The sequence below is a fragment of the Rhodococcus sp. PML026 genome (assembly GCF_000963615.1).
In the GTDB taxonomy this organism is placed as follows: domain Bacteria; phylum Actinomycetota; class Actinomycetes; order Mycobacteriales; family Mycobacteriaceae; genus Rhodococcoides; species Rhodococcoides fascians.
The window spans coordinates 71,275-97,284 of sequence record NZ_KQ031367.1; the positions used below are offsets into that span (position 1 = coordinate 71,275).

A 26,010-nucleotide genomic window follows, 5' to 3' on the forward strand; every position below is an offset into this window, starting at 1 on the left:
CGGTCTGGTTGCGACCAGCCGAAATTCGCCCCACATATAGCAAACAGATACAGCGGCGGTCGCCATGTCGTGTCAGCTGACAGGTCCTGTCAGTCGACGGAACGGCGCGACCCGCGTGAGGTGCTGGAAGGACGCATCTTGGCAGTCTCTAGCCAGACCAAGGCAGTTGTCGGAACACCGGGAGCCCCGAGGAGGGTTTCGTTCGCGAACATTCGCGAGCCGTTGGAGGTACCCGGTCTCCTCGATGTACAGACGGATTCGTTCGAATGGCTGGTAGGTGCGCAGTGTTGGCGCGACCGTGCCGCCGCCCGCGGAGACAGTGGTGTCTCCGGCGGACTCGAGGACATCCTGACCGAGCTCTCTCCGATCGAGGACTTCTCGGGCTCGATGTCGCTTTCCTTCTCCGACCCACGATTCGACGAGGTCAAGGCCTCGACCGATGAGTGCAAGGACAAGGACATGACGTACGCAGCTCCGCTGTTCGTCACCGCCGAGTTCATCAACAACAACACCGGCGAGATCAAGAGCCAGACGGTCTTCATGGGTGATTTCCCGATGATGACCGACAAGGGCACCTTCATCATCAACGGCACCGAGCGTGTCGTCGTCTCGCAGCTGGTGCGTTCTCCGGGCGTCTACTTCGATCACTCGATCGACAAGACCACCGAGAAGGACCTGCACAGCGTCAAGGTCATCCCCGGCCGCGGTGCTTGGCTCGAGTTCGACGTCGACAAGCGCGACACCGTCGGTGTGCGTATCGACCGCAAGCGTCGCCAACCCGTCACGGTGCTGCTGAAGGCTCTCGGCTGGTCCACCGAGCAGATCACGGAGCGCTTCGGCTTCTCCGAGATCCTCATGGCCACGCTGGAGAAGGACAACACCGCCGGTACCGACGAGGCTCTCCTCGACATCTACCGCAAGCTGCGTCCGGGCGAGCCGCCGACCAAGGAGTCGGCGCAGACCCTGCTGGAGAACCTGTTCTTCAAGGACAAGCGCTACGACCTCGCTCGCGTGGGTCGCTACAAGATCAACAAGAAGCTCGGCCTCAACTCGGGCCAGCCCATCGTGGCGTCGACCCTCACCGAGGAAGACATCGTTGCGACCATCGAGTACCTGGTGCGTCTGCACGCAGGTGAGACCTCGATGACCGCACCCGAGGGCGTCGAGGTTCCCGTCGAGGTCGACGACATCGACCACTTCGGCAACCGTCGTCTGCGTACCGTCGGTGAGCTCATCCAGAACCAGATCCGCGTGGGCCTGTCCCGCATGGAGCGCGTCGTGCGCGAACGTATGACGACTCAGGACGTCGAGGCGATCACGCCGCAGACCCTGATCAACATTCGTCCCGTCGTCGCTGCGATCAAGGAGTTCTTCGGAACCTCCCAGCTCTCGCAGTTCATGGACCAGAACAACCCGCTGTCGGGTCTGACGCACAAGCGTCGCCTGTCGGCACTGGGACCCGGCGGTCTCTCTCGTGAGCGCGCCGGCCTCGAGGTCCGCGACGTGCACCCCTCGCACTACGGCCGCATGTGCCCCATCGAGACCCCGGAAGGCCCGAACATCGGCCTGATCGGATCGCTGTCGGTGTACGCACGCGTCAACCCGTTCGGCTTCATCGAGACCCCGTACCGCAAGGTCGTCGACGGCAAGGTGACCGACGATGTCGATTACCTAACCGCCGACGAGGAAGATCGCCACACGCTCGCGCAGGCGAACTCTCCGGTCGACGATTCGGGTCACTTCATCGAGGACAAGATTCTCGTCCGTCGTAAGGGTGGAGAGGTCGAGTTCGTCTCGTCCGACGACATCGACTACATGGACGTCTCGCCTCGCCAGATGGTGTCCGTCGCCACCGCGATGATTCCGTTCCTCGAGCACGACGATGCAAACCGTGCCCTGATGGGTGCGAACATGCAGCGTCAGGCTGTCCCGCTGGTTCGCAGCGAGGCTCCGATCGTCGGTACCGGTATGGAGTTGCGTGCCGCTGTCGACGCCGGTGACGTCGTCATCACCGAGAAGACCGGTGTCGTCGAAGAGGTCTCCGCCGACTACGTCACGGTCATGGCCGACGACGGATCACGCAAGACCTACCGGATGCGTAAGTTCGCGCGTTCCAACCAGGGCACGTGCGCCAACCAGCGTCCGATCGTGGACGAGGGACAGCGCGTCGAGTCCGGCCAGGTCCTCGCCGACGGCCCCTGCACCGAGAACGGTGAGATGGCACTCGGCAAGAACCTGCTGCTGGCGATCATGCCGTGGGAGGGCCACAACTACGAGGACGCGATCATCCTGTCGCAGCGCCTCGTGGAAGAGGACGTTCTCACCTCGATTCACATCGAGGAGCACGAGATCGACGCTCGCGACACCAAGCTCGGTGCCGAAGAGATCACTCGCGACATCCCGAACGTCTCCGACGAGGTCCTCGCAGACCTCGACGAGCGCGGCATCATCCGTATCGGTGCCGAGGTTCGTGACGGCGACGTGCTGGTCGGAAAGGTCACGCCGAAGGGCGAGACCGAGCTGACCCCCGAGGAGCGCCTGCTGCGCGCCATCTTCGGTGAGAAGGCTCGCGAAGTTCGCGACACCTCGCTCAAGGTTCCGCACGGCGAGAACGGAAAGGTCATCGGCATCCGCGTCTTCTCGCGCGACGACGACGACGATCTGCCTCCCGGCGTCAACGAGCTGGTCCGCGTCTACGTGGCTCAGAAGCGCAAGATCCAGGACGGCGACAAGCTCGCCGGCCGTCACGGCAACAAGGGCGTCATCGGCAAGATCCTCCCGCAGGAGGACATGCCGTTCCTGCCCGACGGCACCCCGATCGACATCATCCTCAACACCCACGGTGTTCCGCGTCGTATGAACATCGGTCAGGTCCTCGAAACCCACCTGGGTTGGATCGGCAAGACCGGTTGGAACGTGCAGATCGCCGCGGACGGCAGCAAGCCCGATTGGGCCGAGCGTCTGCCCGAGGAGATGCTGGCGGCTCCGGCCGACAGCAACATCGCCACCCCGGTGTTCGACGGTGCCAAGGAGAATCAGCTCGCCGGCCTGCTGGAGAGCACAATTCCCAACCGCGACGGCGAGCAGATGGTCGGATCCGACGGAAAGGCCACGTTGTTCGACGGCCGCTCCGGCGAGCCGTTCCCGTACCCGGTGTCGGTGGGCTACATGTACATCATCAAGCTGCACCACTTGGTCGACGACAAGATCCACGCTCGTTCGACCGGGCCGTACTCGATGATCACGCAGCAGCCCCTCGGTGGTAAGGCCCAGTTCGGTGGACAGCGCTTCGGTGAGATGGAGTGCTGGGCCATGCAGGCCTACGGTGCCGCGTACACGCTGCAGGAGCTTCTCACCATCAAGTCGGACGACGTTGTCGGCCGCGTGAAGGTGTACGAGGCGATCGTCAAGGGCGAGAACATTCCCGAGCCCGGTATCCCCGAGTCCTTCAAGGTGCTCCTCAAAGAGCTCCAGTCGCTGTGCCTCAACGTGGAGGTGCTGTCCTCGGACGGCGCTGCCATCACGATGGCCGACGGTGACGACGAAGACCTCGAGCGTGCCGCAGCCAACCTGGGAATCAACCTCTCCCGCAACGAAGCTGCCACGGTCGACGACCTCGCTCAGTAGTTCCGTGGTCTCCGGGCCTGCGTCACTGCAGGCCCGGAGGCGTTTCTCTCATTTGCTCTTCCAGCACAACACCCATAACGGGGAAAGGAAGTTACGTGCTCGACGTCAACTTCTTCGATGAACTTCGCATTGGCCTTGCCACTGCGGACGACATCCGTCAGTGGTCCTACGGCGAGGTCAAGAAGCCGGAGACCATCAACTACCGCACGCTCAAGCCCGAGAAGGACGGCCTCTTCTGCGAGAAGATCTTCGGCCCCACTCGGGACTGGGAGTGCTACTGCGGCAAGTACAAGCGCGTCCGCTTCAAGGGCATCATCTGTGAGCGCTGTGGCGTCGAGGTCACTCGCGCCAAGGTTCGTCGTGAGCGCATGGGCCACATCGAACTGGCCGCTCCGGTCACGCACATCTGGTACTTCAAGGGTGTGCCGTCGCGTCTGGGCTACCTGCTCGACCTGGCTCCGAAGGATCTCGAGAAGATCATCTACTTCGCTGCCTACGTCATCACCACGGTCGACGACGAGCTCCGTCACAACGAGCTCTCGACGCTCGAGGCCGAGATGGAGGTCGAGAAGAAGGCCGTCGCAGATCAGCGCGACGCCGATCTCGAGGCTCGTGCGCAGAAGCTCGAAGCCGACATCGCAGAGCTCGAAGCCGAGGGTGCCAAGTCCGACGTGCGTCGCAAGGTCAAGGACGGCGGCGAGCGCGAGATGCGTCAGCTCCGTGACCGCGCGCAGCGTGAGCTCGATCGTCTCGAAGAGATCTGGACCACGTTCACCAAGCTCGCTCCCAAGCAGCTCATCGTCGACGAGCTCATCTACCGCGAGCTCATCGACCGGTACGGCGAGTACTTCACCGGTGCCATGGGTGCCGAGTCCATCCAGAAGCTCATGCAGACCTTCGACATCGACGCCGAGGCGGAATCTCTTCGCGAGACCATCCGTAGTGGCAAGGGTCAGAAGAAACTGCGCGCGCTCAAGCGTCTGAAGGTCGTCGCTGCGTTCCAGGCCGGCCGTAACTCGCCGATGGGCATGGTTCTCGACGCTGTCCCGGTCATCCCACCGGAGCTTCGTCCGATGGTGCAGCTCGACGGTGGCCGTTTCGCGACGTCCGACCTCAACGACCTGTACCGCCGCGTCATCAACCGCAACAACCGCCTCAAGCGTCTGATCGATCTCGGTGCTCCCGAGATCATCGTCAACAACGAGAAGCGGATGCTGCAGGAGTCGGTCGACGCCCTGTTCGACAACGGCCGTCGTGGACGTCCGGTCACCGGACCGGGTAACCGCCCGCTGAAGTCGCTCTCCGACTTGCTCAAGGGCAAGCAGGGACGATTCCGTCAGAACCTCCTCGGCAAGCGCGTCGACTACTCGGGCCGTTCGGTCATCGTCGTCGGCCCGCAGCTCAAGCTGCACCAGTGCGGTCTGCCCAAGCTGATGGCTCTCGAGCTGTTCAAGCCGTTCGTGATGAAGCGTCTGGTGGATCTGAACCACGCGCAGAACATCAAGTCGGCCAAGCGCATGGTCGAGCGTCAGCGTCCGCAGGTGTGGGACGTTCTCGAAGAGGTCATCGCCGAGCACCCCGTGCTGCTGAACCGTGCACCCACCCTGCACCGGTTGGGCATCCAGGCGTTCGAGCCGCAGCTCGTCGAGGGCAAGGCCATCCAGCTGCACCCGCTCGTGTGTGAGGCGTTCAACGCCGACTTCGACGGTGACCAGATGGCTGTCCACCTCCCGCTGTCCGCCGAGGCTCAGGCCGAGGCACGCGTGCTGATGCTGTCGTCGAACAACATCCTCTCGCCGGCATCCGGCCGTCCTCTCGCCATGCCGCGTCTGGACATGGTGACGGGTCTGTACCACCTGACACGTCTCGATGCCGGTGCTGTCGGCGAGCGCGTCGACGCGTCGACCGATCAGGCCGAGTTCGGGGCGTACTCCTCCCCGGCCGAGGCTCAGATGGCCGTCGATCGTGGATCGCTGACCGTGCAGTCGCAGATTCGGGTTCGTCTCACCACGCAGCGCCCGCCGCGTGACATCGAGAACGAGCTGTTCCCCGAGGGCTGGAACCGCGGCGATGCATGGACCGCGGAGACGACTCTGGGACGCGTGCTCTTCAACGAGCTGCTTCCGGCGGACTACCCGTTCGTCAACGAGCAGATGCCGAAGAAGCGTCAGTCGACCATCATCAACGATCTCGCCGAGCGTTACCCGATGATCGTCGTCGCACAGACCGTCGACAAGCTCAAGGACGCAGGCTTCTACTGGGCCACGCGTTCGGGTGTGACCATCTCGATCTCCGACGTCCTCGTGCCGCCGGAGAAGCCGCAGATCATGGAGACCTTCGAGGCTCAGGCCGATCAGATCGAGAAGAAGTACCAGCGTGGCGCACTCGACAAGGTCGAGCGCAACTCCGCACTGGTCAAGATCTGGCAGGACGCGACCGAGCAGGTCGGTAAGGCCATGGAGGCCCACTTCCCCGACGACAACCCGATCCCGATGATCGTGAAGTCCGGCGCAGCCGGAAACATGACTCAGGTTCGCTCGCTCGCCGGCATGAAGGGCTTGGTGACGAACCCGAAGGGTGAGTTCATCCCGCGTCCGATCAAGTCTTCCTTCAAGGAAGGCCTGACGGTCCTCGAGTACTTCATCAACACGCACGGTGCTCGTAAGGGTCTGGCCGACACGGCGCTTCGTACCGCCGACTCGGGCTACCTGACGCGTCGTCTGGTCGACGTCTCGCAGGACGTCATCGTTCGGGAAACCGACTGTGGCACCGAGCGCGGCATCGTCACGACGATCGCCGAGAAGACCGCCGACGGCAAGATGATCCGCGACGCTCACGTCGAGACCAGCACGTACGCCCGCACGTTGGCGAACGATGCTGTAGACGAGAACGGGACGGTCATCGTCGCTCGTGGACACGATCTCGGTGACCCGGCCATCGACGCGCTGCTCGCTGCGGGCATCACGTCGGTCAAGGTTCGCTCGGTGCTCACCTGCACCACCGGCACCGGCGTCTGCGCCACCTGCTATGGCCGTTCGATGGCCACCGGCAAGCTGGTCGACATCGGTGAGGCCGTCGGTATCGTTGCCGCACAGTCCATCGGTGAGCCCGGAACCCAGCTGACCATGCGTACCTTCCACCAGGGTGGTGTCGCCGGAGATGACATCACCGGTGGTCTGCCTCGCGTGCAGGAGCTGTTCGAGGCACGTGTTCCGAAGGGCAAGGCTCCGATCGCGGACGTGTCGGGACGCATCCAGCTCGAGGACGGCGATCGTTTCTACAAGATCACCATCGTCCCGGACGACGGCGGCGAAGAGGTTGTCTACGACAAGCTCTCCAAGCGTCAGCGTCTGCGCGTCTTCAAGCACGACGACGGCACCGAGCGCCTCTTGGCGGACGGTGACCACGTCGAGGTCGGCCAGCAGCTCATGGAAGGTGCTGCCGATCCGCACGAGGTTCTGCGTGTGATGGGTCCTCGCCAGGTTCAGATCCACTTGGTCAACGAGGTCCAGGAGGTGTACCGGTCGCAGGGTGTGTCGATTCACGACAAGCACATCGAGACGATCGTGCGCCAGATGCTCCGTCGCGTGACGATCATCGACAGCGGCTCCACCGAATTCCTGCCCGGTTCACTCACCGAGCGCAGCGAATTCGAGTCGAGCAACCGTCGCGTCGTCTCCGAGGGCGGCGAGCCCGCAGCCGGACGTCCGGTCCTGATGGGTATCACCAAGGCGTCGCTGGCCACCGACTCGTGGCTGTCGGCAGCGTCCTTCCAGGAGACCACTCGTGTGCTCACCGATGCGGCGATCAACTGCCGTAGCGACAAGCTCATAGGTCTCAAGGAGAACGTCATCATCGGTAAGCTCATCCCGGCTGGTACCGGCATCAACCGGTACCGGAACATCACGGTGCAGCCGACCGAAGAGGCGCGTGCCGCGGCATACGCGGTGCCGTCGTACGACGATCAGTACTACAGCCCGGACGGCTTCGGCCAGGGAACCGGCGCTGCAGTGCCGCTCGACGACTACGGTTTCTCCAACGAATACCGCTAGAGCGACTTCGTCGCACGTGCATAGAAATTCGTAGCCCGCTACGCACGAATTTCCGCTCACGACGACAGAGCCCGCAGACAAAGCCCCGCATCGACTTCGGTCGGTGCGGGGCTTTGTTGTATCCGGTAGTGAGGTTGTATCCGGGCAGCGGTGAGTTTTCCGCGGCACTCGGGTCGGTACCGGTATGACCGAGCAAACACCCAGCACCATCGTGAACATCGGCGTGGCCATGTTCACCGTCGCCGATCAGGACGCAGCCCTCGATTTCTACTCCCGCGTTCTCGGGTTCGAGATTCGCGGTGATCTGCGCTTCGGTCCCGAGAGTGAATACCGGTGGTTGGAAGTGGCCCCGCCGGGTTCGACGGCGCGGCTCGCCCTCAACCCGCCGATGGGAGGTACGCCCGGTGGCGGGTCCATCGGTGTCGAGACAGCTGACGTCGCGGCCGAGCACAAGCGGCTCAGCGCTCTCGGCGGCGTCGATCTCGACGACTTCATGGAAGAGGTGGACGGCGTGCCGCCGATGTTCGCCTTGCGAGATCCCGACGGCAATTCGATCTGGGTCGTCCAGACCTGATCCGGGCAGCCGACGACCTACGCGCGCTGCGATCGCGCCGCCGCTGCAACACTGACGAATGCCGGCGCCGCAAAGGTGAACAGCAGCAACTGCGCCGATCGCAGCGTCGACGGTTCCCCGAGGTTCACCAGGACACCCGCCAGAGCTGCTCCGAAGGCGTTGGCGATCAGCTGAACAGTGTTGATGGCGGCTGAGGCTCGTGCGCCTTCGCCGGGTTCGGCAACGGAGGTCATGGCACCGACGGCCAAGTGTGGCCACGCGATTCCGATTCCGACGCCCGCGACGAGCAGACCCACTACCCACGTGGTGATGGAACCGGGACCTGCTTGGTCGGCGAGACACGTTGCCACGATGCACAATCCGGCGGCGACGAGGATCGGGCCTGCGATGACGATGCGTCGCACGACGCGTGGAGCGGTGGCCGATGCGCTCGGTATCTCGCCGAGGGTCCACCCGAGCGCCAGTGCGGCTCCGAGGAATCCGGCGGCCAGCGGTGCCAATCCGGCGAGACGTTGGCCGAACAGTGGGATGAAGGTCTCCACCGTGGACGCGACGGCGAGGACGACGATGGTCAGGTATATCCATTTCAGCGCGGACGCGCCGAAGGTCGACGGGGGGAGTACGCCGTGCGCTGCGCGACGGTCGGCGGCCACGAAGGCGATCAGCAGCAGTACTCCTCCCAGGACCATTGCCGCGGTGATCGCGAGGTTGGAGACCACGCCGGCGATGCTCACCAGCAAGGCAGCCGTGGTGAGCAGGGTCAGCGACAGTGTCGGTACCGGGCTGGGTTCGGTGGCCTCAGCGGTGTGGGCGGGCAGTGCTCGCGGGACGAGGGCAGCCATGGCCAGAGCTGCGAGAACGAGCACACCGAAGGCCATTCGCCAGGCTCCGAATTGCGCGAAGATGCCGCCGACGGCCGGTCCGGCGAACGTTCCCACACCCCACATGGCCGAGACCAGAGCCGCACCTCGCGTCCAGAGATGTTGCGGCAGTGCGGCATTGATGACGGCGTAGCCGAGTCCGGCCAGTAGGCCACCTCCTGCGCCCTGAATTGTGCGCCCCACCAGTAAGAGTTCCATCGTGGGGCTGACGGCACACACGACGGTGCCGAGAGCGAAGACCGTCAGGCCGATCAGGTAGGCACCGCGAGGTCCGCGGGCGGCCAGAACTTTGCTGACCAGCATCGACGAGATGACGGACGCAACTAGGAAAACCGTTGCAGTCCAGGCGTAGTAGCGCTGGCCGCCGATCTCGTCGATGGCCGTGGGGAGCAGGCTGGTCGTCAGGTAGACGTTCGTGGCGTACAGCGCGACGCCGCCGGCGAGAACGGTAGCGGTGCCGAGGTAGCGAGCGCCGAGCAGCTGTCGCCAGGTTCCGGTCGTGGATTGGGTGGGGGAGTGCATGGTGTTTAAGGCTAGGATCTCAAGTGCGCTTGAGATCAACTCGTCGTGTCGGCTGGGAGGCAGCATGATCCGTATCAGTGACGAACTGTTGTCTATCGGGGAGGTCGCGGCCAGAACCGGTGCCGCAGTGTCTGCGGTCCGGTACTACGAGACTCTCGGGCTCGTGCCCGCCGAGCGGACGGCGGGCAACGTCCGAAAGTTTCCCCGTCACGCGATTCGGCGGATCTCGCTGATTCAGGTGGCGGTGCGGTTCGGAATACCGCTTGCCGAGGTGGCCGAGGTCTTTGCGTCCCTACCGTCGGGGCGCACCCCGAACAAGCGCGACTGGGCCAAGATTTCGGTTGCATGGAACCAGCGGTTGGAGGATCGGAAGCAGTCGATTGCGCGGATGCAGGAGCAACTCACCGGCTGCATCGGCTGCGGATGTCTCTCCCTCAACAAATGCAGTCTGCTCAATCCAGGCGACGAGCTGGGCAAGGCGGGCCCCGGGGCGCGGCTCATCTGACGCGTACGTCGGCGGTGTCGAGTCTTGTGGGTGGCCGGCTATGGCTGGTCGATGAACGTGTACAGCTCGGTGATCAGGTTGTCCTTCACGACGACGAAGTCCTGGCCCGAGACTACGGCGGGGGCGTCGGGCGGCGACAGTGCCCAGGAGATTCGGGCGACGTCACCCAGGGCGGTGGGCTCGGCAGTGACGGCGAATGTCAGACCCTCGGAGGGCCCGACCAGCGCTCGAATAGCCTCGATGACCGGCTCTCTCCCGGTGGCGGTGTTCTCGGCGTCGTAGAACACCGCGTCCGGGTGATACATGGACTCGATGAGTTCGCGTCGTTTCGCGTCGTCGTTCGTGTTGAATACCTCGACGACGTTGCGGCGTGCCAGCTCTGCGGGAGTGCTGCGATCCATGGTGTGCCCCTAGGGTTGGTGGTCGGGGTTCGGTGCGCCGGTGCCCCCGGACCCAGCATCGCAGAAAGTACGTGACATGTCACCTAGTAACCCCGAAAGCACTCCGTGGTTGACGCCCATCGAGGAATCGGCGTGGCGCGCCTACATGGGTTTGTCGCTGCAGATGACGTTCGAGATGAACCGGCAGCTGACCGAAGAGCACGGTCTGTCCCTGGCCGACTATTCGGTGCTGGTCGCACTGGCGGACAGTCCCGACGGTCGTCGCCGGGTGACCGAACTGGCCGCCGAGATCGGCTGGGAGCGCAGCAGGGCCTCCCATCACCTCGCGCGGATGTCCACGCGAGGGCTCACCGATCGCGCTGTCTCGACTACCGACGGACGGGCCACGGATGCAGTCCTCACCGAGGCAGGCAGGGCCGCTCTGGACGCATCGGCGGCGGGTCACGTCGACGTAGTTCGGCGATTGTTCTTCGACGGGCTCGCACCCGAGGACATCGCCACTCTCGAACCGCTTCTCACTCGTCTGCGAGACCACTTGCGAGCCAACGGGACACTGCCGCGGCCGCAGTGAGACACCTCCACCTCGGATGACGACCGGGCGTTCATCCGTGGTGACACACGGCCTCGAGGTCGATGCCGTTGAGGTCCCGCACGAAGGATCCGTAGTAGGTCGCGTGGTATTCCGGCTGTAGTCCTGGAGGCCGGAGTTCGGTCGCGCCCGCCGACAGTGCTGCCGCGTGGAATGCGTCGACTGTGGTGCGGTCCGGTGCGCTGAACGCGAGATGGGTGTGGGGGCCGATCGCCGACCCCGGCGCGTTGACGATCCAGAAGAAGGGCTTCACCTGCGCCCAGCCGAATGCGACCATGGCGAGTTGGTTCGCTTCGGGTGTGTGCGGCACGCGCATGATCTCGGTGATGCCGAGCGGTGCCAGAGCGGCACCGTAGAACTCGGCACTGGCGGCGAGGTCGGCGACGCCGATATTGAGGTGGTCGATCTGGGATCCTGTGCGGTCGATGTTCGTCATGCCCTGACGATTCCCGAGATCGCGGACGGTTACGGTCCTGAATCGAATGGATCTACCGTGTTCATTTCTGCGTCGAATCGATGACGGATGTAGTTTGCCCGGGCACGAGAGTCTCGGGCAATGGTGAACCGAGGTAACGACGTCAGGATCGGTCGCGACATTTCTCTGCGGGCCGGACCCACACGTCGACAGTTTCTGACGTGGAGTGCGTTGGTGGGGGCGCTGGCCTTCACGCCCGAGCTTGCGGGGACATCCGCGACTGCAGGTGCGCAGTCCGTGATCACCCCTGACTATCCCTTCCGTCTCGGTGTTGCTTCCGGCGATCCGTTGCCCGATTCGGTGGTGCTGTGGACCAGACTCGCCACCGATCCGTTCGCCCCGCTGGGCGGCATGACGCCCGGCGTGGTGCCGGTCCAGTGGCAGATCGCTGCCGATGAAAAGTTCGGTCGTATCGCAGCGCAGGGTATCGAGCTGGCAACCGAATTCGACGGTTGGTCCGTTCACGTCGATGTGCGCGGGCTCGAGCCGGCGCGCGAATATTTCTACCGTTTCCTGGTCGGCCCACATGCGAGTCCCGTCGGTCGCACCAAAACTGCACCCGCACTTGGGCAGCCGCTGAGCACGCTCGATTTCGCGTGGGCTTCGTGTCAGAAGTGGGAGGACGGGTTCTTCGGCGCGTACCAGGACCTGGCGGCCTCGAATCTCGATGTGGTGTTCTTTCTGGGCGACTACATCTACGAGTACGCGATCAAGAACGAGGGTGCGCGGGCGGGCGAGCCGCGCACCGAGTCGGCGGCCCGAGAAACCATGGTGCTGGCCGATTATCGCGATAGGTACGCCCTGTACAAGGCAGACGAGAATCTGGCGGCGGCACATGCGTCGGCACCGTTCGTCTCGACGTTCGACGACCACGAGGTGGACAACAACTGGGCCTCGCAGATCAGCCAGGACGCCCAGGAGTGGAGCCCGCGGAACGACCCAAGCCAGAACGACGATCCACGAGAGTTCCTGCTACGCAGGGCCGATGCGTTCAAGGCGTGGTGGGAGAATACTCCGGTGCGCGCGAACCTGCGGCCCGTCGGCCCGGACATGAAGGTCTATCGCCGGTTCTCGTTCGGTGATCTGGTGGACTTCTCGGTGCTCGACACCCGGCAGTACCGCAGCGATCAGGCTCATGGAGACGGTGAGCACGCGCAGGACGCCGAGACGGCGGATCCGGCGCGCACCATCACCGGTGCGGCACAGGAACAATGGATCCTCGACGGATTCGCGTCGCCGTCGAGGTGGAACTTCCTGGCGCATCAGACCGTCATGTCCGATCTCGCGCAGGGGCAGGGCAACGACCGCAAGGTCGGCATGGATCCGTGGAGCGGCTATGAAGCGTCCCGGCATCGAATTCTCGACGGAGCCAGGGATCGTGGCACGAAGAACGTGGCGTCGATCGTCGGCGACATCCACCGGACGATTGTCTCGGAGTTGCGACGCGACTACCAGGATCAGGTCTCGCCGTTACAGGGAGTCGAGATCGCCACCACGTCCATCGCGTCGGGCAAGGACGGTGCCGACATCGACAAGACCGGTGCTGCGATCGCCGACGGTTCACCCCACGTCAAGTACGGAAATGCCCGTCGGGGCTACCTGCGCAGCACCCTGACACCCACCGAATGGCGTTCGGAGGTAAGGGTTCTCGATGCCGTGTCGACGCCGGGTAAGCCGGTTCGCACGGCCATGACGGTCATCGTTCCCGAGGGGCGGCCGGAGATTCAGCTGGGGTAGCGCCTGGTGCCGCAGGCTCATCCCGTGCCGAATGTTCGGATCATGGACCACACCTCGGGCCCCTCACTCGGTGTGGCGTGGCTCGAAACACGGAACCCGGCCCGCTCGTACAGGCGCACGTTGCGCAGATCCGATGTGTCCAAGGCCAACCCGGAGGCACCACGTTGCTGTGCTTCCTCGACGGCCTTCTCGAGCAGTAGTCCGCCGATCCCGTGCCCTTGCCGATGCGGTTGCACGCCGAGCGTTTCCAGTTTCCATGACCCCGGTGCTGCGTCGCTGGAGGACAGTCGGTCGATCCGATCTCCGTGTAGCTCGATGATCCGCGCGATGGATTCGTCACCGGGCGGAGGGGCATCTGCGGGCAGTAGAGCCGCGACCCCGGCGTAGTCGGCGGTGAGCAATACGATTCCGTGTCGATGCGCATGTTGTAGGTACAGCTGCTGGAGTTCCTGCAGCGTGGCCAGGTAGTCCTCGGCCGGGATCACCCATCGCGTCCATGGGTAGTCGGCAAATGCGTCGCGCAGTGTGTCGGCCGCTGTTGTCAGATCGTGGTTTTCGGCGAGTCGGGTGGCGGGATGGTACATGGGTAAACCTCTGGAAAGACGGCTCAGCGCCCGTCGGCGATGATCTGTGCGACGTTGCGTTCGGCGAGTGCGGTGATGGTCAGTGACGGGTTGGCGGCACCGGTGCTGCCCGGGATCAGGGCACCGTCGACGACGTAGAGCCCGGGGTGGCCCTTGACTCGACCGTAATCGTCGGTGGCGTCGCCGAGTACTGCGCCGCCGAGGGGGTGGGCAGTGAAGGTGTCGTCGACATCGCGGGTGAACGGTTCGGCGGCGACGATGGTGCCGCCGGCCTGCGCCATTCGATTCTGCACGGCGCGTAGGGCTTCGACGGTGTCGCGGCTGCCACCCTTGGGCCAGTTGAGGGTCAATCTGTTTGCGGCGGAATCGAATCCGAAGTTTCCGCGCAACGGGTCGATGGTCATACCGAGTGAGCCGAGGAAGCCCATGTTCAAGGGAACGCCTGGGGTGTACCAGTTCTCGACGGTCAGGGGCAGTCCGGAGTCGTCGACGATGCGGGATGCGCAGGGCGCAGCCTGAGGGCCGGCAGACATCGGTCCGAGGGACCTCGTCATCGAGGCGTCGCCGTTGGTGCCCCAGCCGGTGCCGACGAATTCGTTGAGGTTCGACAATGCGCCGGTGGTGCGTGCGCGCATCAACAGTTCGGTGGTACCGATGGATCCGGCCCCGAGGACGAGGGTGTCGCACGTGAGTGTCCGGGTCTCGACGATGTTGCCGAACGGGTCGAGGCGTTCGATGTCGACGCGGTAGCGGCCGCCGGATTCGCTGCCGATCGCTGCGACGCGGTGGCTGTGGCACACCGTCGCGTTACCGGTGGCTTCGGCTTGGGGGATGTAGTTCTGGGTCAGGTCGTGCTTGGCACCGTTGGAGTTACCGAAAGTGCTTTCCCCGACGGTCGCGGACGGCCGGGAGCGGCCGGCGATCTCGTCGCGCACGACGTTCCAGTTCCAGTTGCCGTCGACTGCTTCGGGGCGGAAGCCTGCACGGCGGGCGTGATCGTCCCAGGTTCGTGAGTGAGCGAAGTTGGGGCTGTTGTAGACGTCCTCGGGCATCGCCGACGGCCGGAGCATGGAAAGGGCCTTGGGATACCAGGTGGCTGCCATCTCGTCGTAGTTCAGGCGTCCGCCGAACGAGAGGTCGAAGAATTTCTTGTTCGGTGCGATGGTGACGCCGGTGTACACCACGGAGCCGCCGCCGACGGCTGCGCCGCGCCAGACCGAGAGGTTCTCGTAGCGGGTGGTGTCGAGGACGCCGCCGAAGAGGTCGACCGGTCCGACGGGGAGACCGGTGATGTTGGTGAACGAGTTCTGCTGCCACAGTCCGCGGCCGTCGGCCGTCATGTCCGCCGTGAAGATTTCGCGCCAGGGGTCGCGCGGCCAGCGCAGTCCGCGCTCGAGGACGGTCACCGCGGTGCCGGCCTGGGCCATGCGTAGGGCGGCGGCGCTCGCTCCGAAGCCGGAACCGATGACGATGACGGGCGAGTGGTCCGGTGGCCGGGGAGGGTCGGCGAAGAGTTCGGGTACCAGCGACCGGATGCGGTCTGCTCCGATCGGCAGAGCGCCGGCGACGGGGGATCCGGCCAGTCCGGTCGAACTCAGGACCGGGGCTGCAGCGGCACCGAGCATTCCGGCAGCGGCCAACCGCAACAGTTGCCTTCTATTCACGGCAGTACTTCCCCCTCGGACACCTAGCGGACACCGCTCCCGATTCTGTCGTGTTTGCGACAAGAAAGCCAACGGTCCGGTCGTATTTCGGGACGGCTCCCAGCTCGGCCTCAGGTTTGCCTGCCACACTCCGCTCATGGTGTCGGCATCGGTGGCTGTATTACTGCTCGTCGTGGCGGTTATCGGGGTCGTCGCGCACCTGGTCGACGGACGTGCGCAGCCGATGGCGGTCGCTGCGGCTTTGGCACATGTCCTCATGCTCGCGGCCGTCCCCGGAACTGTGTTGGCTGGTGTGGCCTTCGGTGGGTGGGGGCTGACGGCAGGATCGGCGGTCTCTGCCGCGGCGGTCGCGACCCAGTTCCGGCTCGGCTACCGCCGCGTCGCCCGGAGGCCGAGCGAGTCGGACCTGACGGTGTTGCACGCCAACATCTGGCTGGGCCAGGCCGATCCGGATGCGTTGATCGCGCTCATCGAACACCATCGGCCGGATGTGCTCACTCTCGTCGAGCTGACGCCCGAGGCAGATGCGAGTCTTCGACCCAGGCTGTCCGAGCTGTTACCGCACGCCCACGTCAGCGCCGGACCCGGAGGCAACGGAACCGGCATCTACAGCCGATTTCCTCTCGCCGACGAGCAGCGGCACGACGGCTTCGTGACCGAACTGCTGTCGGCTCGGGTGCAGATGCCGGGTCGGCCGCTGGTGTTCGCGGTGCATCCTGTTCCGCCGTGGCCGCGGGAGCCGTCCGAATGGGTACGTGAGCTCGGGCTGCTTCGGCAGCTGTTGGCCAAGATCCCGGCCGACGACGGACCTGTCGTGGTGGCCGGGGACTTCAATGCAACGCAGGACCACCGGCGCTACCGCGATCTGCAGGACGGCCGATTCGTCGACGCCGCGGTGGCCACGGGAGCCGGCATGCTCAGGACGTATCCGGCGCACACCTGGCACCCGCCGGTCATTGCCATCGACCATGTTCTGGTGGCAGACATGGGAGTTCGTTCGGTCGAGGCCGTGACCGTCCCCGGCTCCGACCACCGCGGCATCCTGGCGCGATTGGCTTTCTTACCGAACCAGGGCTTTCCGAACTAGGGCTGGGCCGGCAACTGCTGCAGCGACCACTTGTTGCCGTCGGGGTCCGCGAAGTACACGAATGTTCCCCAGCCCTCGTCCTTCGGCTGCTCGACGGTCAGGCCCACCGCGGTGAGGTGGTCGTAAGCCTCCTGGGCACTGTCGACGACCATCAGAATGCCTGCGCCGGCACCGGGTTCGGCGTCGGTGATGCCCTCGCCGATGGCGATGGAGCACGCCGACCCCGGAGGGGTGAGTTGGACGTACCGAATGCCTTCCCACGGGCGTGCGTCGTGGTCGGCATCGAACCCGATCGAGGTGTAGAACTCCTTGGCGCGGTCGACGTCGGTGACAGGGACGGTGATGAGTTCGATCTTCATGGTGAGAGTCATGAAGCAATGATGAGCCCCATTGCGGACATATTCGGTCCGCGATGAGCAGGTCGTTCCGAGAAATATGCCCGACGCATCGCCGGTTGCAGCAGATGTGTTCTTCTCACTGCTCGACCGATCCCGCACGAGGGCAGGCGTCGACGACGCCGCAGCGCTCCGTCACACCGTCGAACGCGGTATGCACGCCGAAAAGCTCGGGCTGCACCGGTTCTGGGTGGCCGAGCATCATGCGGTACCCGGCATCGCTTCGGGCGCGCCTGCTGTTCTCGCAGCGGCGGTGGCGTCGCAGACCTCGCACATTCGCGTCGGATCCGGCGGGGTGATGCTGCCCAACCATCAACCGCTGATCGTGGCCGAGCAGTTTCTGATGCTGGAGTCGCTGTTTCCGGGTCGGGTAGACCTGGGCGTCGGGCGGTCGCTCGGGTTCACCGAGCCGGTGCGCGCTGCCCTGCGTCGAGACCGTGACGCCCCGGATACGTTCGAGGCCGACATCGCCGAACTGCGGTCGTATCTGGACGGGTCCGGTCCTGTGACCGCGCGGCCGGCAACCGCGCCGCCGCCGATGTTCGTGCTCGCGACCGGTGCCGGTCTCGAGGTCGCCGCCCGCGCCGGGCTACCGGTGGTCGTCGGTGGTCCGGTATTGCGCGGGGACGACCCACTGGCGCTGTATCGCAAACACTTTCGGCCGAGTTCGCAACTGTCGGATCCGTACGTGATCGTCTCGCTCGATGTGACGATCGCCGCGGACGCGGCAGACGCGCGCCGTCTCGCACTCCCGGAGGCATGGGCGATGGCGCGATCGCGGCGTGAGGGCGAATTTCCGGCGCTCGAACCCGCCTTGTCGATCGACGAAACGCGGTGGACGCCGCGCACCCGAGATCGGATCGAATCCTCGTTGGATGCAACCATCCTCGGCACGGCCGAGCAGGTCCGGCCCCGGCTCGACGAGCTGATCGAGCGCACCGGCGCGGACGAGATCATGGCCTCCACGTCGACGTTCGACCGGGCCGAACTGTTCGCGGCGGACGCCGCTTTCGCTCAGCTCTCCGGAGCTGTTTCTTGAACCGGCGCTGTTTCTTGAACCGGAGCTGTGGGCTGAACCGGAGCTGTGGGCTGGGCCGGTGCCGTATCTGCCAGCGCGGCAACCAGATCGCGTTGAATGTCGGTGGCCGGCACGGTCGCGTCGACCACTGCCGAGACGGGTAGTCGCAGCCGACGGTCGGCCTCGGTGCGAAAGACGAGGCCGGTTTTGGGTGTGCTCTCGGCCGTGCTGGCGTAGAGGATCGACCAACATTGCGGGTGGTTGAGCAGTTCGGCGCTCGCGGTGTGATCGGACGCCACCGGCGGACCGAAGGTCAGTGGAAGCACACTGCGTTTCATCTCGCGTTCGATGACGCGGTGCAACAGGATCTGCTCGCTTCGTTTGGGTAGCAGCAGTGGGTATTCGGCGAGCTGGCTCAGGCTCGGGTTGGGTTCCCCGGCCAGGGGATGGCCCTCTGCGAGGACGACGACGAGGTCCTCGGTCCACAGTTCGGTGACGTGCAGACCGGAGCGTTCGACGCTGCCGCGGATCAGTGCCACCTGGCAGTCACCCGACGTCACCGCTTCGATCTGTTCTGCGAATCGTTTGAGAACGAAGTCGATCTCGGCGTCGGGATGGCGTTCGCGTACCGCGACGATTGCCGAGATGGCGTTCGCGGCGAACGTCATGTTTCCGGTGAGGCGGAGTTGGTTTCGACGCCTGGTCGTCAGCGCCAACGCTGCCTGTTCGAGCTCCACCATGTGGCGGGCGATGGACACCAATTGTGCTCCGACGACTGTCAATCGGACTGTGCGTGAGGTGCGCTCGAACAGCGGCTCACCGATCTCGCGTTCGAGCTTGGAGATCTGCAGACTGATCGCCGACTGCGAGACGTAGCACCGCTCGGCGGCACGGGAGAAGTTGAGTTCTTCCCCGACCGCGAGGAAGTACTTCAGTTGCCGCAGCTCCACGGCTACCTCCATTCATGAGTTCTGCTCATGGATGCTATTTCAACTTTCGCGTTGATAGCGCAGGAACGGCGGAGTTTCATGGAGGTAGTTCTTCGATCTACAAGAAATGTGTGCTCGGAAAGGGAAGTGCTGTGAAAACGTACGACGTCGTCATCGTGGGTTCGGGATTCGGAGCGTTGGCCGCGGCCAAGGCTCTGGGCAAGGCCGGTGTGACGTTCTCTCTGATCTCCAGCACCACCGAGCACCTGTTCCAGCCGCTCCTCTACCAGGCAGCAACCGGGATGATCTCGACGGGCGAGATCGCCCCGCCGATCCGGCGCATTCTCGCGCAGTACGACTCGGCCGATGTGCGTCTGGGCCGAGTGGTCGACGTCGATCCCGAGAGCCATCAGGTCACCTACGTCGGTGGCGGCGAACGCCACACCATCGGTTTCGGTCGCCTGATCGTCGCCACCGGAGCCACTCAGGCGTACTTCGGCCGAGACGAGTTCAAGGACCGTACCTTCGCGCTCAAGACCGTCGACGACGCGATCGCCCTGCGTGAGCAGATTCTGAGCTGCTACGAAAAGGCGCACCAGACCACCGATTTCGACGTACGCAAGGAACTGCTCAGCTTCGTGGTCGTCGGTGCAGGCGCGACCGGCGTCGAACTGGCCGGCCAGATCCGGGATCTCGCGCACCGGTACTTCGCCGGCTCGTTCCCCGATATCGGACCCGACGACGTCACGGTCACCCTCGTCGACGGTGTGAAAGAAGTACTCCCCGCTTTCGGCGGCAAGCTCAGTGCCTATGCCCGCACCAAGCTGGAGAAGTCGGGCGTCGACGTCGTCACCGGTGCCATGGTGACCGATATCGCCGACGACGTTGTGACCGTGCAGGACGTCGACACGAAGACCTCGCGCACCTACCCGGCCAAGACCGTGATCTGGTCGGCCGGCGTTCAGGCCAGTGAGCTGGCGGCGACGATCGCCGAGCGCACCGGGTGCGAGACCGATCGGGCCGGTCGGTTGCTCGTGCACGACGACCTCACCGTCGGTACCGCGAAGGACATCTACGCGATCGGCGACGTGACCTCGCTGCACAAGCTGCCGGGACAGTCGCCGGTCGCGATGCAGCAGGGCCGCCACGTAGCCAAGACGATCATCGGAAAGGTCGACGCGGGAACGCCGTTCAAGTATGTCGACAAGGGCAGCATGTCGATCGTGGGCCGATTCAGTGCGGTGGCTCGACTGTTCGGCAAGGTCGACATGTCCGGACCGATCGCGTGGTTGATGTGGCTCGCGGTGCACCTGATGTACCTGGTGGGCTTCCGCAACCGCTACGTTGCAGTGGTCTCGTGGATGACGTCGTACATCGGCGACAAGCGACCGCACTTCCAGTACACCGACAAATCCGGGTCGATGCTCGAACTTGCCGACGAGACATCGGACAGCGAGACATCTGACGACGAGGAACGTTCGGCGGCTTAGGGTTCGGATAGGGCTAGCTGCTCACCAGCCCGTTGCGGTAGGCCCAGATCACCACGTGCACTCGGACGTACGACGCGGTGGTCCACAGAAAGCCTTAGCACTGCCCCCACACCAGGCAGGCGGCTAGGCTCACCGGCGTGATCGTCCTCCGGGCCCTAGGGCGTCAACCCAAGATGTTCTGGGTCTTCGTCTCGGTTGCAGTCATCGCACTGGGAGTGATCGTGGCGGGCCTCCGTGCGCCGATTGCCGGGGACATCGACATCCCCGAGACCCCAGGATCGACCGACGCTCTTGGAGAGTCTTTTTCCCCGAGGGATTCGTCGGCGACGATCCCTGGATGCGACGTGGTCGAGGCCCCGGACGGGCGAGCCGTTGCGTTCTATCAGGCCTTGGAAGAGTCCTACGACAATCCCTGTTACCCGTGGTTCTCCGGGCGGAAGGCAACCGCCCTGTCCGACGCTCTAGCGGCGGCGCTACCGGCGGGCACGGATATCGAGTTTCCATCGGCCGGAACGAGTGCGTTCGGCACGGAGTCGGCGCTTCGTTTCGGTCCCGTTCAAGGGCCGTCCTCCGACAGCTCGGTGGATGACCCATCGTTGTTTGCGGGCAGCAAGGCAGCAGGATTGCTCATTCGACACGGCCGGGGCGTCGACATCACCGTCACCATCTCGAAGCAGACATACGGCGTGCCGCCCTGCGTCGGTGGCAGTCTGGACAGCAGACAGGTGCTGGGAGACGGCACGGTGATCGACGTGTCGGAGTCCATCAGCGAAGGTTCCGGGAGGACTTCGGTCATCAGGTCGGTGTCTGCGTATGCGCCCGACGGGACGAACCTGCAGATTCAGGCGACTCAATTCGTGTCCGCGGATGAGGCGCTGTCGATGGACGACCTGGTGTCGATGGCGTCGAGGAGCGATCTTCGCATCGACGCACCGATACCGCGCGGAACCCGGTCGGAACCGCCCCCGTGCGGCACGCGGGCAGGGGTGCAGGATGGGCCGCCGGTGACCGCGGCAGATGCAGACCGCCTCGGTCGTGCCCTGGACCATGCTCGTATCCGCGCTCTGCGGGCCGTCGTTGCATTCGACCAGCCGATGACGTCGATGCGGCGCGTGGCCTTCTCGGTCGATACGTTGTGCACGACCGGCACGATCGTCAGCCCCGACTCGAGAGGTGTTGTGAACGTGTCGATCACAGGTGGGCAGCCACTTCCGAAGATCGCCGACAAGTACGACCCGGATGTCGATCGGTCGGTCGATACGGTTCGCCTGCCGGACGGATCCATCTCCGAGCGAACGAAGCGCGGTGGCAGGACCGTGACTGTCACGCGGCCGTCGGGCACTCGCGTTCGTATCTCGTCGACGTCGGCGGGCGAACTCGTCACCGTTGCCAACCTGGAGTCCATCGCGACTGCACCGGGGCTGGACTTGTGAGCGTCCGGTGGCCCGTGTGGCTGGCGGGCACCGCCGCAGTCGTAAGTATCGTTGCTGCCCTGATCGTCGTGCAGGAGAACGCTCCGCCGACGGTAGCGACGGCTCCGGAATCTGCGGACCCGACGCCCTCGGTGGTTCCGCTTCCGCCGGAGGTCAAGTGGTCGAGGTCGGCCGAGGAGGTCTACGGTCGAAAGTTCGCCCAATTTCGTGATCCTGGTGCGGGGAACCAAGGCTATTCCAGTGCAGCAGCTTTCATCGATGCCGGTGACGTGTACATCACGGCAATTGGGCTGCCCGATCCCTCCAATGGCAATTTCGATGCTCCGGCTATCGTGGGGCTCGACGCGTCGGACGGATCCACCGTATGGCGACGTGACGACGTTCGAGTGGACGCGTGCGCCGACCGACTTTTGCTCGGAAATCTGATCTGCGTCTCGGGCGTCGACTCGGTCGAGCTGGATTCGACAATCGTTCTGATCGACGCCACGACCGGTGAAGGCCGTTCCATCCGAACGCCGCAGCATGTGCTCGCGGTCGGGACCGACGGTGCGTCGGTCTACACAGTCAATTCCACCGTGACACCGCAGGGTTACGAGGGCACGCCGCAGCTGCGGAAGGGCTCGGTGGACGATCTCGACCGCGACTGGATCAGCGAGTTGCCCGGCGTCGCCATCTACGCGGCTTCACGGGGGACGGCCATCACTGTCGACGGGACCTACGGACTGGGCCGGTTCGGTTCGACGGCAATAGGATTCGACTCCGTCACCGGGGTCATCACCTGGTATCGGGGGTACCCCGACAGGTGTGTGCAACAGCCGTACCGGATACAACCTGCACTGGTGATCATGACCGAGGCGGTGTGCTCGCAGTCCGAATCGTTCACCGGCACTGCGGCAGTGGCGTCCAACGGCCGTATCGTTGCCAGATCACCGACGCCGATCTATCCCTATCCTGAGATCGACGCCCCAGCCGACCTCTCGTTACCGATGATCGTCGGTGACACCGCATTCGAGCGAACGACTGGAGCGTTCGCTTGGTCGAGCCCACTGTTGGCCTCCACCAACGGAGTAGCGGTCGTCGGTGATGTTGTCATCGTGCGTGCACCTGGAACCGCCCATGTGACGGCCCTCGATCTGAGAACCGGGTCCGTCCGGTGGGAGGACGACCCCGGCGACTACTATCCGATCACCGCATCCATCGACGGTCTCGCTTATTTCTCGGTAGGCGGTGTCGTACAGTCCATCGCTCTGAACGATGGTTCGACCCGTCGGCGTACAGAGATCGAGCCGACACCGGACCCCTACGCATCGAATCGTCACCTGGGATCGCGGGTGACGCAGTCCGGCGATCGGCTGGTCTATTCGTCCACAGCAACGCTTGCTGTCCTCGACCGTAGGTAGCCCGCTGCGGGTGCACCTACAGTGGAAGTACGCATATACGGCATACGAAACCCGGGAGTCGACGATGGCAGGCAAGAAGATCGACAGAGTCCATGCACAGTCCGCGCTGGAAACGGTTCGCGAGAATCCCGGTATTGCATTGATTGCCGCCGCACCTGCATTGGTGGTGCTCGCGGTGGTGTGGTGGCTTCTCGGATTTCCCGCCGCGCTGATTCTGCTGATCGCCGCAGGCGGTGCCGGCTACCTGTATCTCCGGAACCGTTAGTCGGGTCTACGCGCCGTCGGAATCGGCGCGGGGGATGCAGAATTCGGTGATCGTGGCGGTACTCGCTGCCAGCTCGGCCCAGCTGCATTCGGTGGTCAGCACAGCGATCGCCGAGGTGGGGAAGCGGTGTCGCACGTCGCGGGCCACGTCGGTGTCGTCGTCGACGGCCAGTTCGAGTGCCGTCCACGGAATTCCGGGCTCGTGCCCGACGACCAACAGTGTCGAGACGGTCACGTCGTCGAAGTAGGTGTCCGCCAGTTTGATTTCGTCGATGATTTCGTCGGCCGAACCACCGTAGATGTCTCGCTCGAAGCGGGTGGGTGCATCGCCGAGGCCGGTGGCGGCCAAGGTCTCGCGAGTCCGCAGAGCCGTCGAGCACAACACGGCGTCGACGGAGCCGACGTGCTCGGTGATCCAGGCTCCCGCCAGTCCTGCTTCCCGTTGGCCGCGTGGAGCCAGTGGCCGCTCGTGGTCGGGCACGCCGTCGGGGTAGCCGGATTTTCCGTGCCGCATCAGCACGAGAGTCCTAGTGGTCGCCATGCCGTCCACCGTAAACGGTCAGGGCAACCTCGTCGGGAACGACGTTCACCGGCTCGGGGAAAACGAACTTCCGCATTGCCCACCACCGGAAGGCGGTGGCGAGCAGGGTGCCGACAATGGAGCCACTGACGAAGTCCGCAATGTTCTCGGTGATGAAAGACACGTTGGGAGCGCGCAGATCCAGCACGTAACTCGACACCCAGAGCGGCAATTGGTTGATGGCCAGACCGGTCCCGGCGACGGCGAAGAACAGCGCTGCTTCGTGATGGCGACGTCGTCCGCCGCGGGCAGTGAACGACCATTCCCGGTTGAGAACGTACGACACGATCGTCGCGATCAGCACGGCCAGAACATTGGCTGTCACCGGCTTGTCCTGCAGGATCGTCCACTTCAAGCCGAAGAACAGCACGACGGTGACGACGAAGGTGATTGCTCCGACGATGAGGAACTTCAGAGCCTCGGCGTGCTTGACGAGGGGCGCGAGCCAACGCTCGGGAACGTGGTCGGTGAGGCGGTCGGACACATGCATCCCATCGACGTTACCTCGAGTAACGGGTTGGGTAGTCCCATCAACGATAGGCTCGCGGCACTATGGGGCGCCCGAAAACCAGTGCTCGCTTGTCCGTTCTGATCGTATTCTTCGTCAACGGCGCGGTGTTCGCCAACTGGGCACCCCGCATTCCCGAGATCCAGAACTCGTTGTCCATCGATGTTGCCACGCTGGGTCTCGCCCTCGCCGGGGTCGGTGTCGGCGGGCTTGCCGCAGCACCCGTTGCCGCCGTGCTGGTTCACCGATTCGGCAGTCGGTGGGCTGTTCTCGCGTCGGGACTCTTGTTGTGCGGTGCGTTCGTGCTCCCCGCTGTGGCGGTGTCGTGGTGGACGCTGCTGGCAGCTCTGGTCCTGCTCGGCGGGGCCGACGCGGTGATGGACATTTCCATGAACGCCCAGGGAGTTCTCGTCGAGGAGCGCGCCGGTCGGTCTCTGCTCAGTGGCTTTCATGCCGCGTGGAGCGTCGGGGCTGTGGTGGGCGGAGTGACGGGTTCTGCGGCCGCGGGTGCTCGCCTTCCGGTCGCAGTGCACTTCGCCTGCGTCGCGGTAGTGCTGGTTCTTGCGCTCGCGGCGGTCGGCCGGGGTCTGTTGGGTCCGGACACACGGCTGGACGAGTCCGCCGACGGCCCAACTCCTCAGCCGGCCGTCGGCCGTCCGATTGCGGCGCTGGCCATGCTCGGCGCGGTGGTTCTGCTGGCCGGCCTGATGGAGGATTTCCCGCAGTCCTGGAGCGCGGTGTACATGACGGCCGAGCAGGGTGCCGGTCCTGGTGCTGCCGGTCTGGCGTTCGTCGCGTTCTCGGTGGCCATGTTGGTGGGACGCCTGGTGGGTGACCGGATCGTCGATCGGTTCGGACCGTCGTCGGTACTGACGGGTGGCGCAGCGCTGGTTGCGGTCGCATTTGCGGGCATCGCGGGGCTGTCGGTCCTCGCCGTCGACGTGCCTGTATTGGTCATCGCTGCATTCGCGGTCGCCGGCCTGGGTTCGAGTCCGCTGTTTCCCATCGTGTTCAGCCTGGCCGGACGGCTTCCCGGCGTCTCGTCGGCTGCGGCGATCTCGACCGTCTCGCTGATCTCGCGTGCCGGATTTCTGCTGGCACCGTTGGTGGTCGGGCGGGTCGTCGAGGCATCGGGCTTCGGGTCGGTATTGGCCGCGATCGCTGCCGCGGGCGCCGTCGTCGCGGTGATCGGGTGGCTCTACGGCCGCAAATTTCCCGTGGACTCGGCTCAGGACTGCGGCTCCAGATAAGAGCGCAACAACCGACGTACCTCGTCGGCCGTGAGTTGCTCGGGA

At 64.6% G+C, this 26,010-nt stretch carries 22 protein-coding genes; 13 read left to right on the forward strand and 9 right to left on the reverse strand.

Annotated features, from left to right (window positions below):
- Window positions 1–120 precede the first annotated feature (120 nt).
- The 3 genes from rpoB to VF34_RS01840 all read left to right on the forward strand — a co-directional run bounded on the left by rpoB (window position 121) and on the right by VF34_RS01840 (window position 8,253).
- Entirely contained in the window at window positions 121–3,627 is a 3,507-nt protein-coding gene (gene rpoB / locus VF34_RS01830) for a DNA-directed RNA polymerase subunit beta (RefSeq protein WP_045840688.1), read from the forward strand.
- 95 nt (window positions 3,628–3,722) lie between these two features.
- Complete coding sequence (locus tag VF34_RS01835) at window positions 3,723–7,679, forward strand: DNA-directed RNA polymerase subunit beta' (RefSeq protein WP_027498213.1); 3,957 nt, start codon at window positions 3,723–3,725, stop codon at window positions 7,677–7,679.
- Window positions 7,680–7,863: 184 nt separating this feature from the next.
- Window positions 7,864–8,253, forward strand: a complete 390-nt coding sequence (locus VF34_RS01840; RefSeq protein WP_045840689.1) for a VOC family protein — start codon at window positions 7,864–7,866, stop codon at window positions 8,251–8,253.
- A gap of 17 nt (window positions 8,254–8,270) precedes the next feature.
- On the opposite strand, the gene VF34_RS01845 is transcribed toward VF34_RS01840, so the two are convergent.
- Window positions 8,271–9,656, reverse strand: coding sequence for an MFS transporter (locus tag VF34_RS01845; protein ID WP_032375381.1), 1,386 nt, complete (start codon window positions 9,654–9,656; stop codon window positions 8,271–8,273).
- Between the two features lie 67 nt (window positions 9,657–9,723).
- Between VF34_RS01845 and soxR the strand changes: the two genes are divergently transcribed.
- Window positions 9,724–10,161, forward strand: a complete 438-nt coding sequence (gene soxR / locus VF34_RS01850; protein ID WP_174557295.1) for a redox-sensitive transcriptional activator SoxR — start codon at window positions 9,724–9,726, stop codon at window positions 10,159–10,161.
- A 38-nt stretch (window positions 10,162–10,199) separates the two neighbouring features.
- On the opposite strand, the gene VF34_RS01855 is transcribed toward soxR, so the two are convergent.
- A complete protein-coding gene (locus tag VF34_RS01855) occupies window positions 10,200–10,562 on the reverse strand; it encodes a nuclear transport factor 2 family protein (protein ID WP_032375382.1) in 363 nt (120 codons plus the stop codon).
- 76 nt (window positions 10,563–10,638) lie between these two features.
- Between VF34_RS01855 and VF34_RS01860 the strand changes: the two genes are divergently transcribed.
- A complete protein-coding gene (locus VF34_RS01860; protein ID WP_032375383.1) occupies window positions 10,639–11,133 on the forward strand; it encodes a MarR family winged helix-turn-helix transcriptional regulator in 495 nt (164 codons plus the stop codon).
- 31 nt (window positions 11,134–11,164) lie between these two features.
- Here VF34_RS01860 and VF34_RS01865 read toward each other — a convergent pair whose 3' ends face one another.
- Window positions 11,165–11,587 (reverse strand): VOC family protein, encoded by a 423-nt coding sequence (locus VF34_RS01865; RefSeq protein WP_032375384.1) that lies wholly within the window; start codon window positions 11,585–11,587, stop codon window positions 11,165–11,167.
- 120 nt (window positions 11,588–11,707) lie between these two features.
- Here VF34_RS01865 and VF34_RS01870 point away from each other — a divergent pair, with 120 nt between their 5' ends.
- Window positions 11,708–13,363: an alkaline phosphatase D family protein gene (locus VF34_RS01870; protein WP_032375385.1), complete on the forward strand. Its 1,656-nt coding sequence runs from the start codon at window positions 11,708–11,710 to the stop codon at window positions 13,361–13,363.
- A 17-nt stretch (window positions 13,364–13,380) separates the two neighbouring features.
- Here the strand turns inward: VF34_RS01870 and VF34_RS01875 are convergent, their stop codons facing one another.
- Together VF34_RS01875 and VF34_RS01880 are read right to left on the reverse strand one after the other, a co-directional pair.
- Complete coding sequence (locus tag VF34_RS01875) at window positions 13,381–13,947, reverse strand: GNAT family N-acetyltransferase (protein ID WP_032375386.1); 567 nt, start codon at window positions 13,945–13,947, stop codon at window positions 13,381–13,383.
- A gap of 23 nt (window positions 13,948–13,970) precedes the next feature.
- Window positions 13,971–15,611 (reverse strand): GMC oxidoreductase, encoded by a 1,641-nt coding sequence (locus VF34_RS01880; RefSeq protein ID WP_032375387.1) that lies wholly within the window; start codon window positions 15,609–15,611, stop codon window positions 13,971–13,973.
- 136 nt (window positions 15,612–15,747) lie between these two features.
- Between VF34_RS01880 and VF34_RS01885 the strand changes: the two genes are divergently transcribed.
- Entirely contained in the window at window positions 15,748–16,698 is a 951-nt protein-coding gene (locus VF34_RS01885) for an endonuclease/exonuclease/phosphatase family protein (RefSeq protein WP_032375388.1), read from the forward strand.
- Here the strand turns inward: VF34_RS01885 and VF34_RS01890 are convergent.
- Window positions 16,695–17,069, reverse strand: coding sequence for a VOC family protein (locus VF34_RS01890; protein ID WP_032375389.1), 375 nt, complete (start codon window positions 17,067–17,069; stop codon window positions 16,695–16,697). The two genes, VF34_RS01885 and VF34_RS01890, sit on opposite strands and share 4 nt — an antisense overlap.
- A 64-nt stretch (window positions 17,070–17,133) precedes the next feature.
- Here VF34_RS01890 and VF34_RS01895 point away from each other — a divergent pair, with 64 nt between their 5' ends.
- Window positions 17,134–18,132, forward strand: coding sequence for an MsnO8 family LLM class oxidoreductase (locus VF34_RS01895; RefSeq protein ID WP_032375390.1), 999 nt, complete (start codon window positions 17,134–17,136; stop codon window positions 18,130–18,132).
- Here VF34_RS01895 and VF34_RS01900 read toward each other — a convergent pair.
- Window positions 18,108–19,061 (reverse strand): LysR family transcriptional regulator, encoded by a 954-nt coding sequence (locus VF34_RS01900; protein ID WP_032375510.1) that lies wholly within the window; start codon window positions 19,059–19,061, stop codon window positions 18,108–18,110. The two genes, VF34_RS01895 and VF34_RS01900, sit on opposite strands and share 25 nt — an antisense overlap.
- Window positions 19,062–19,192: 131 nt before the next feature.
- Here VF34_RS01900 and VF34_RS01905 point away from each other — a divergent pair, with 131 nt between their 5' ends.
- From VF34_RS01905 to VF34_RS01920, 4 genes are all read left to right on the forward strand, one after another.
- Window positions 19,193–20,530, forward strand: a complete 1,338-nt coding sequence (locus VF34_RS01905) for an NAD(P)/FAD-dependent oxidoreductase (protein ID WP_032375511.1) — start codon at window positions 19,193–19,195, stop codon at window positions 20,528–20,530.
- A gap of 137 nt (window positions 20,531–20,667) precedes the next feature.
- Window positions 20,668–21,963 carry a hypothetical protein gene (locus VF34_RS01910; RefSeq protein ID WP_155289651.1) on the forward strand — a complete coding sequence of 432 codons (1,296 nt, stop codon included), beginning with the start codon at window positions 20,668–20,670 and terminating at the stop codon, window positions 21,961–21,963.
- Window positions 21,960–23,363, forward strand: coding sequence for an outer membrane protein assembly factor BamB family protein (locus VF34_RS01915; protein WP_032375392.1), 1,404 nt, complete (start codon window positions 21,960–21,962; stop codon window positions 23,361–23,363). The genes VF34_RS01910 and VF34_RS01915 overlap by 4 nt, the downstream gene beginning before the upstream one ends.
- Window positions 23,364–23,427: 64 nt before the next feature.
- Window positions 23,428–23,628, forward strand: a complete 201-nt coding sequence (locus tag VF34_RS01920; RefSeq protein ID WP_027498199.1) for a membrane protein — start codon at window positions 23,428–23,430, stop codon at window positions 23,626–23,628.
- A 6-nt stretch (window positions 23,629–23,634) separates the two neighbouring features.
- Here the strand turns inward: VF34_RS01920 and VF34_RS01925 are convergent, their stop codons facing one another.
- Both VF34_RS01925 and VF34_RS01930 read right to left on the reverse strand, forming a co-directional pair.
- Window positions 23,635–24,168, reverse strand: a complete 534-nt coding sequence (locus tag VF34_RS01925) for a SixA phosphatase family protein (RefSeq protein WP_032375512.1) — start codon at window positions 24,166–24,168, stop codon at window positions 23,635–23,637.
- On the reverse strand, window positions 24,155–24,697 hold the full coding sequence (locus VF34_RS01930) for a GtrA family protein (RefSeq protein ID WP_027498197.1): 543 nt from the start codon (window positions 24,695–24,697) through the stop codon (window positions 24,155–24,157). The genes VF34_RS01925 and VF34_RS01930 overlap by 14 nt, the downstream gene beginning before the upstream one ends.
- A gap of 89 nt (window positions 24,698–24,786) precedes the next feature.
- Here VF34_RS01930 and VF34_RS01935 point away from each other — a divergent pair, with 89 nt between their 5' ends.
- Window positions 24,787–25,965, forward strand: coding sequence for an MFS transporter (locus VF34_RS01935; protein ID WP_196249602.1), 1,179 nt, complete (start codon window positions 24,787–24,789; stop codon window positions 25,963–25,965).
- Window positions 25,966–26,010: the final 45 nt, after the last annotated feature.

What these genes read in the sequence shown, in the direction of transcription:
- VF34_RS01855 (WP_032375382.1), bottom strand. Translation starts at nt 10,562, where the DNA reads ATGGATCGCAGCACTCCCGCAGAGCTGGCACGCCGCAACGTCGTCGAG.
- VF34_RS01890 (WP_032375389.1), bottom strand. Translation starts at nt 17,069, where the DNA reads ATGACTCTCACCATGAAGATCGAACTCATCACCGTCCCTGTCACCGAC.
- VF34_RS01895 (WP_032375390.1), top strand. Translation starts at nt 17,134, where the DNA reads ATGCCCGACGCATCGCCGGTTGCAGCAGATGTGTTCTTCTCACTGCTC.
- VF34_RS01845 (WP_032375381.1), bottom strand. Translation starts at nt 9,656, where the DNA reads ATGCACTCCCCCACCCAATCCACGACCGGAACCTGGCGACAGCTGCTC.
- VF34_RS01860 (WP_032375383.1), top strand. Translation starts at nt 10,639, where the DNA reads ATGTCACCTAGTAACCCCGAAAGCACTCCGTGGTTGACGCCCATCGAG.
- VF34_RS01930 (WP_027498197.1), bottom strand. Translation starts at nt 24,697, where the DNA reads ATGCATGTGTCCGACCGCCTCACCGACCACGTTCCCGAGCGTTGGCTC.
- VF34_RS01920 (WP_027498199.1), top strand. Translation starts at nt 23,428, where the DNA reads ATGGCAGGCAAGAAGATCGACAGAGTCCATGCACAGTCCGCGCTGGAA.
- VF34_RS01885 (WP_032375388.1), top strand. Translation starts at nt 15,748, where the DNA reads ATGGTGTCGGCATCGGTGGCTGTATTACTGCTCGTCGTGGCGGTTATC.
- VF34_RS01925 (WP_032375512.1), bottom strand. Translation starts at nt 24,168, where the DNA reads ATGGCGACCACTAGGACTCTCGTGCTGATGCGGCACGGAAAATCCGGC.
- VF34_RS01875 (WP_032375386.1), bottom strand. Translation starts at nt 13,947, where the DNA reads ATGTACCATCCCGCCACCCGACTCGCCGAAAACCACGATCTGACAACA.
- VF34_RS01865 (WP_032375384.1), bottom strand. Translation starts at nt 11,587, where the DNA reads ATGACGAACATCGACCGCACAGGATCCCAGATCGACCACCTCAATATC.
- VF34_RS01840 (WP_045840689.1), top strand. Translation starts at nt 7,864, where the DNA reads ATGACCGAGCAAACACCCAGCACCATCGTGAACATCGGCGTGGCCATG.
- VF34_RS01870 (WP_032375385.1), top strand. Translation starts at nt 11,708, where the DNA reads ATGGTGAACCGAGGTAACGACGTCAGGATCGGTCGCGACATTTCTCTG.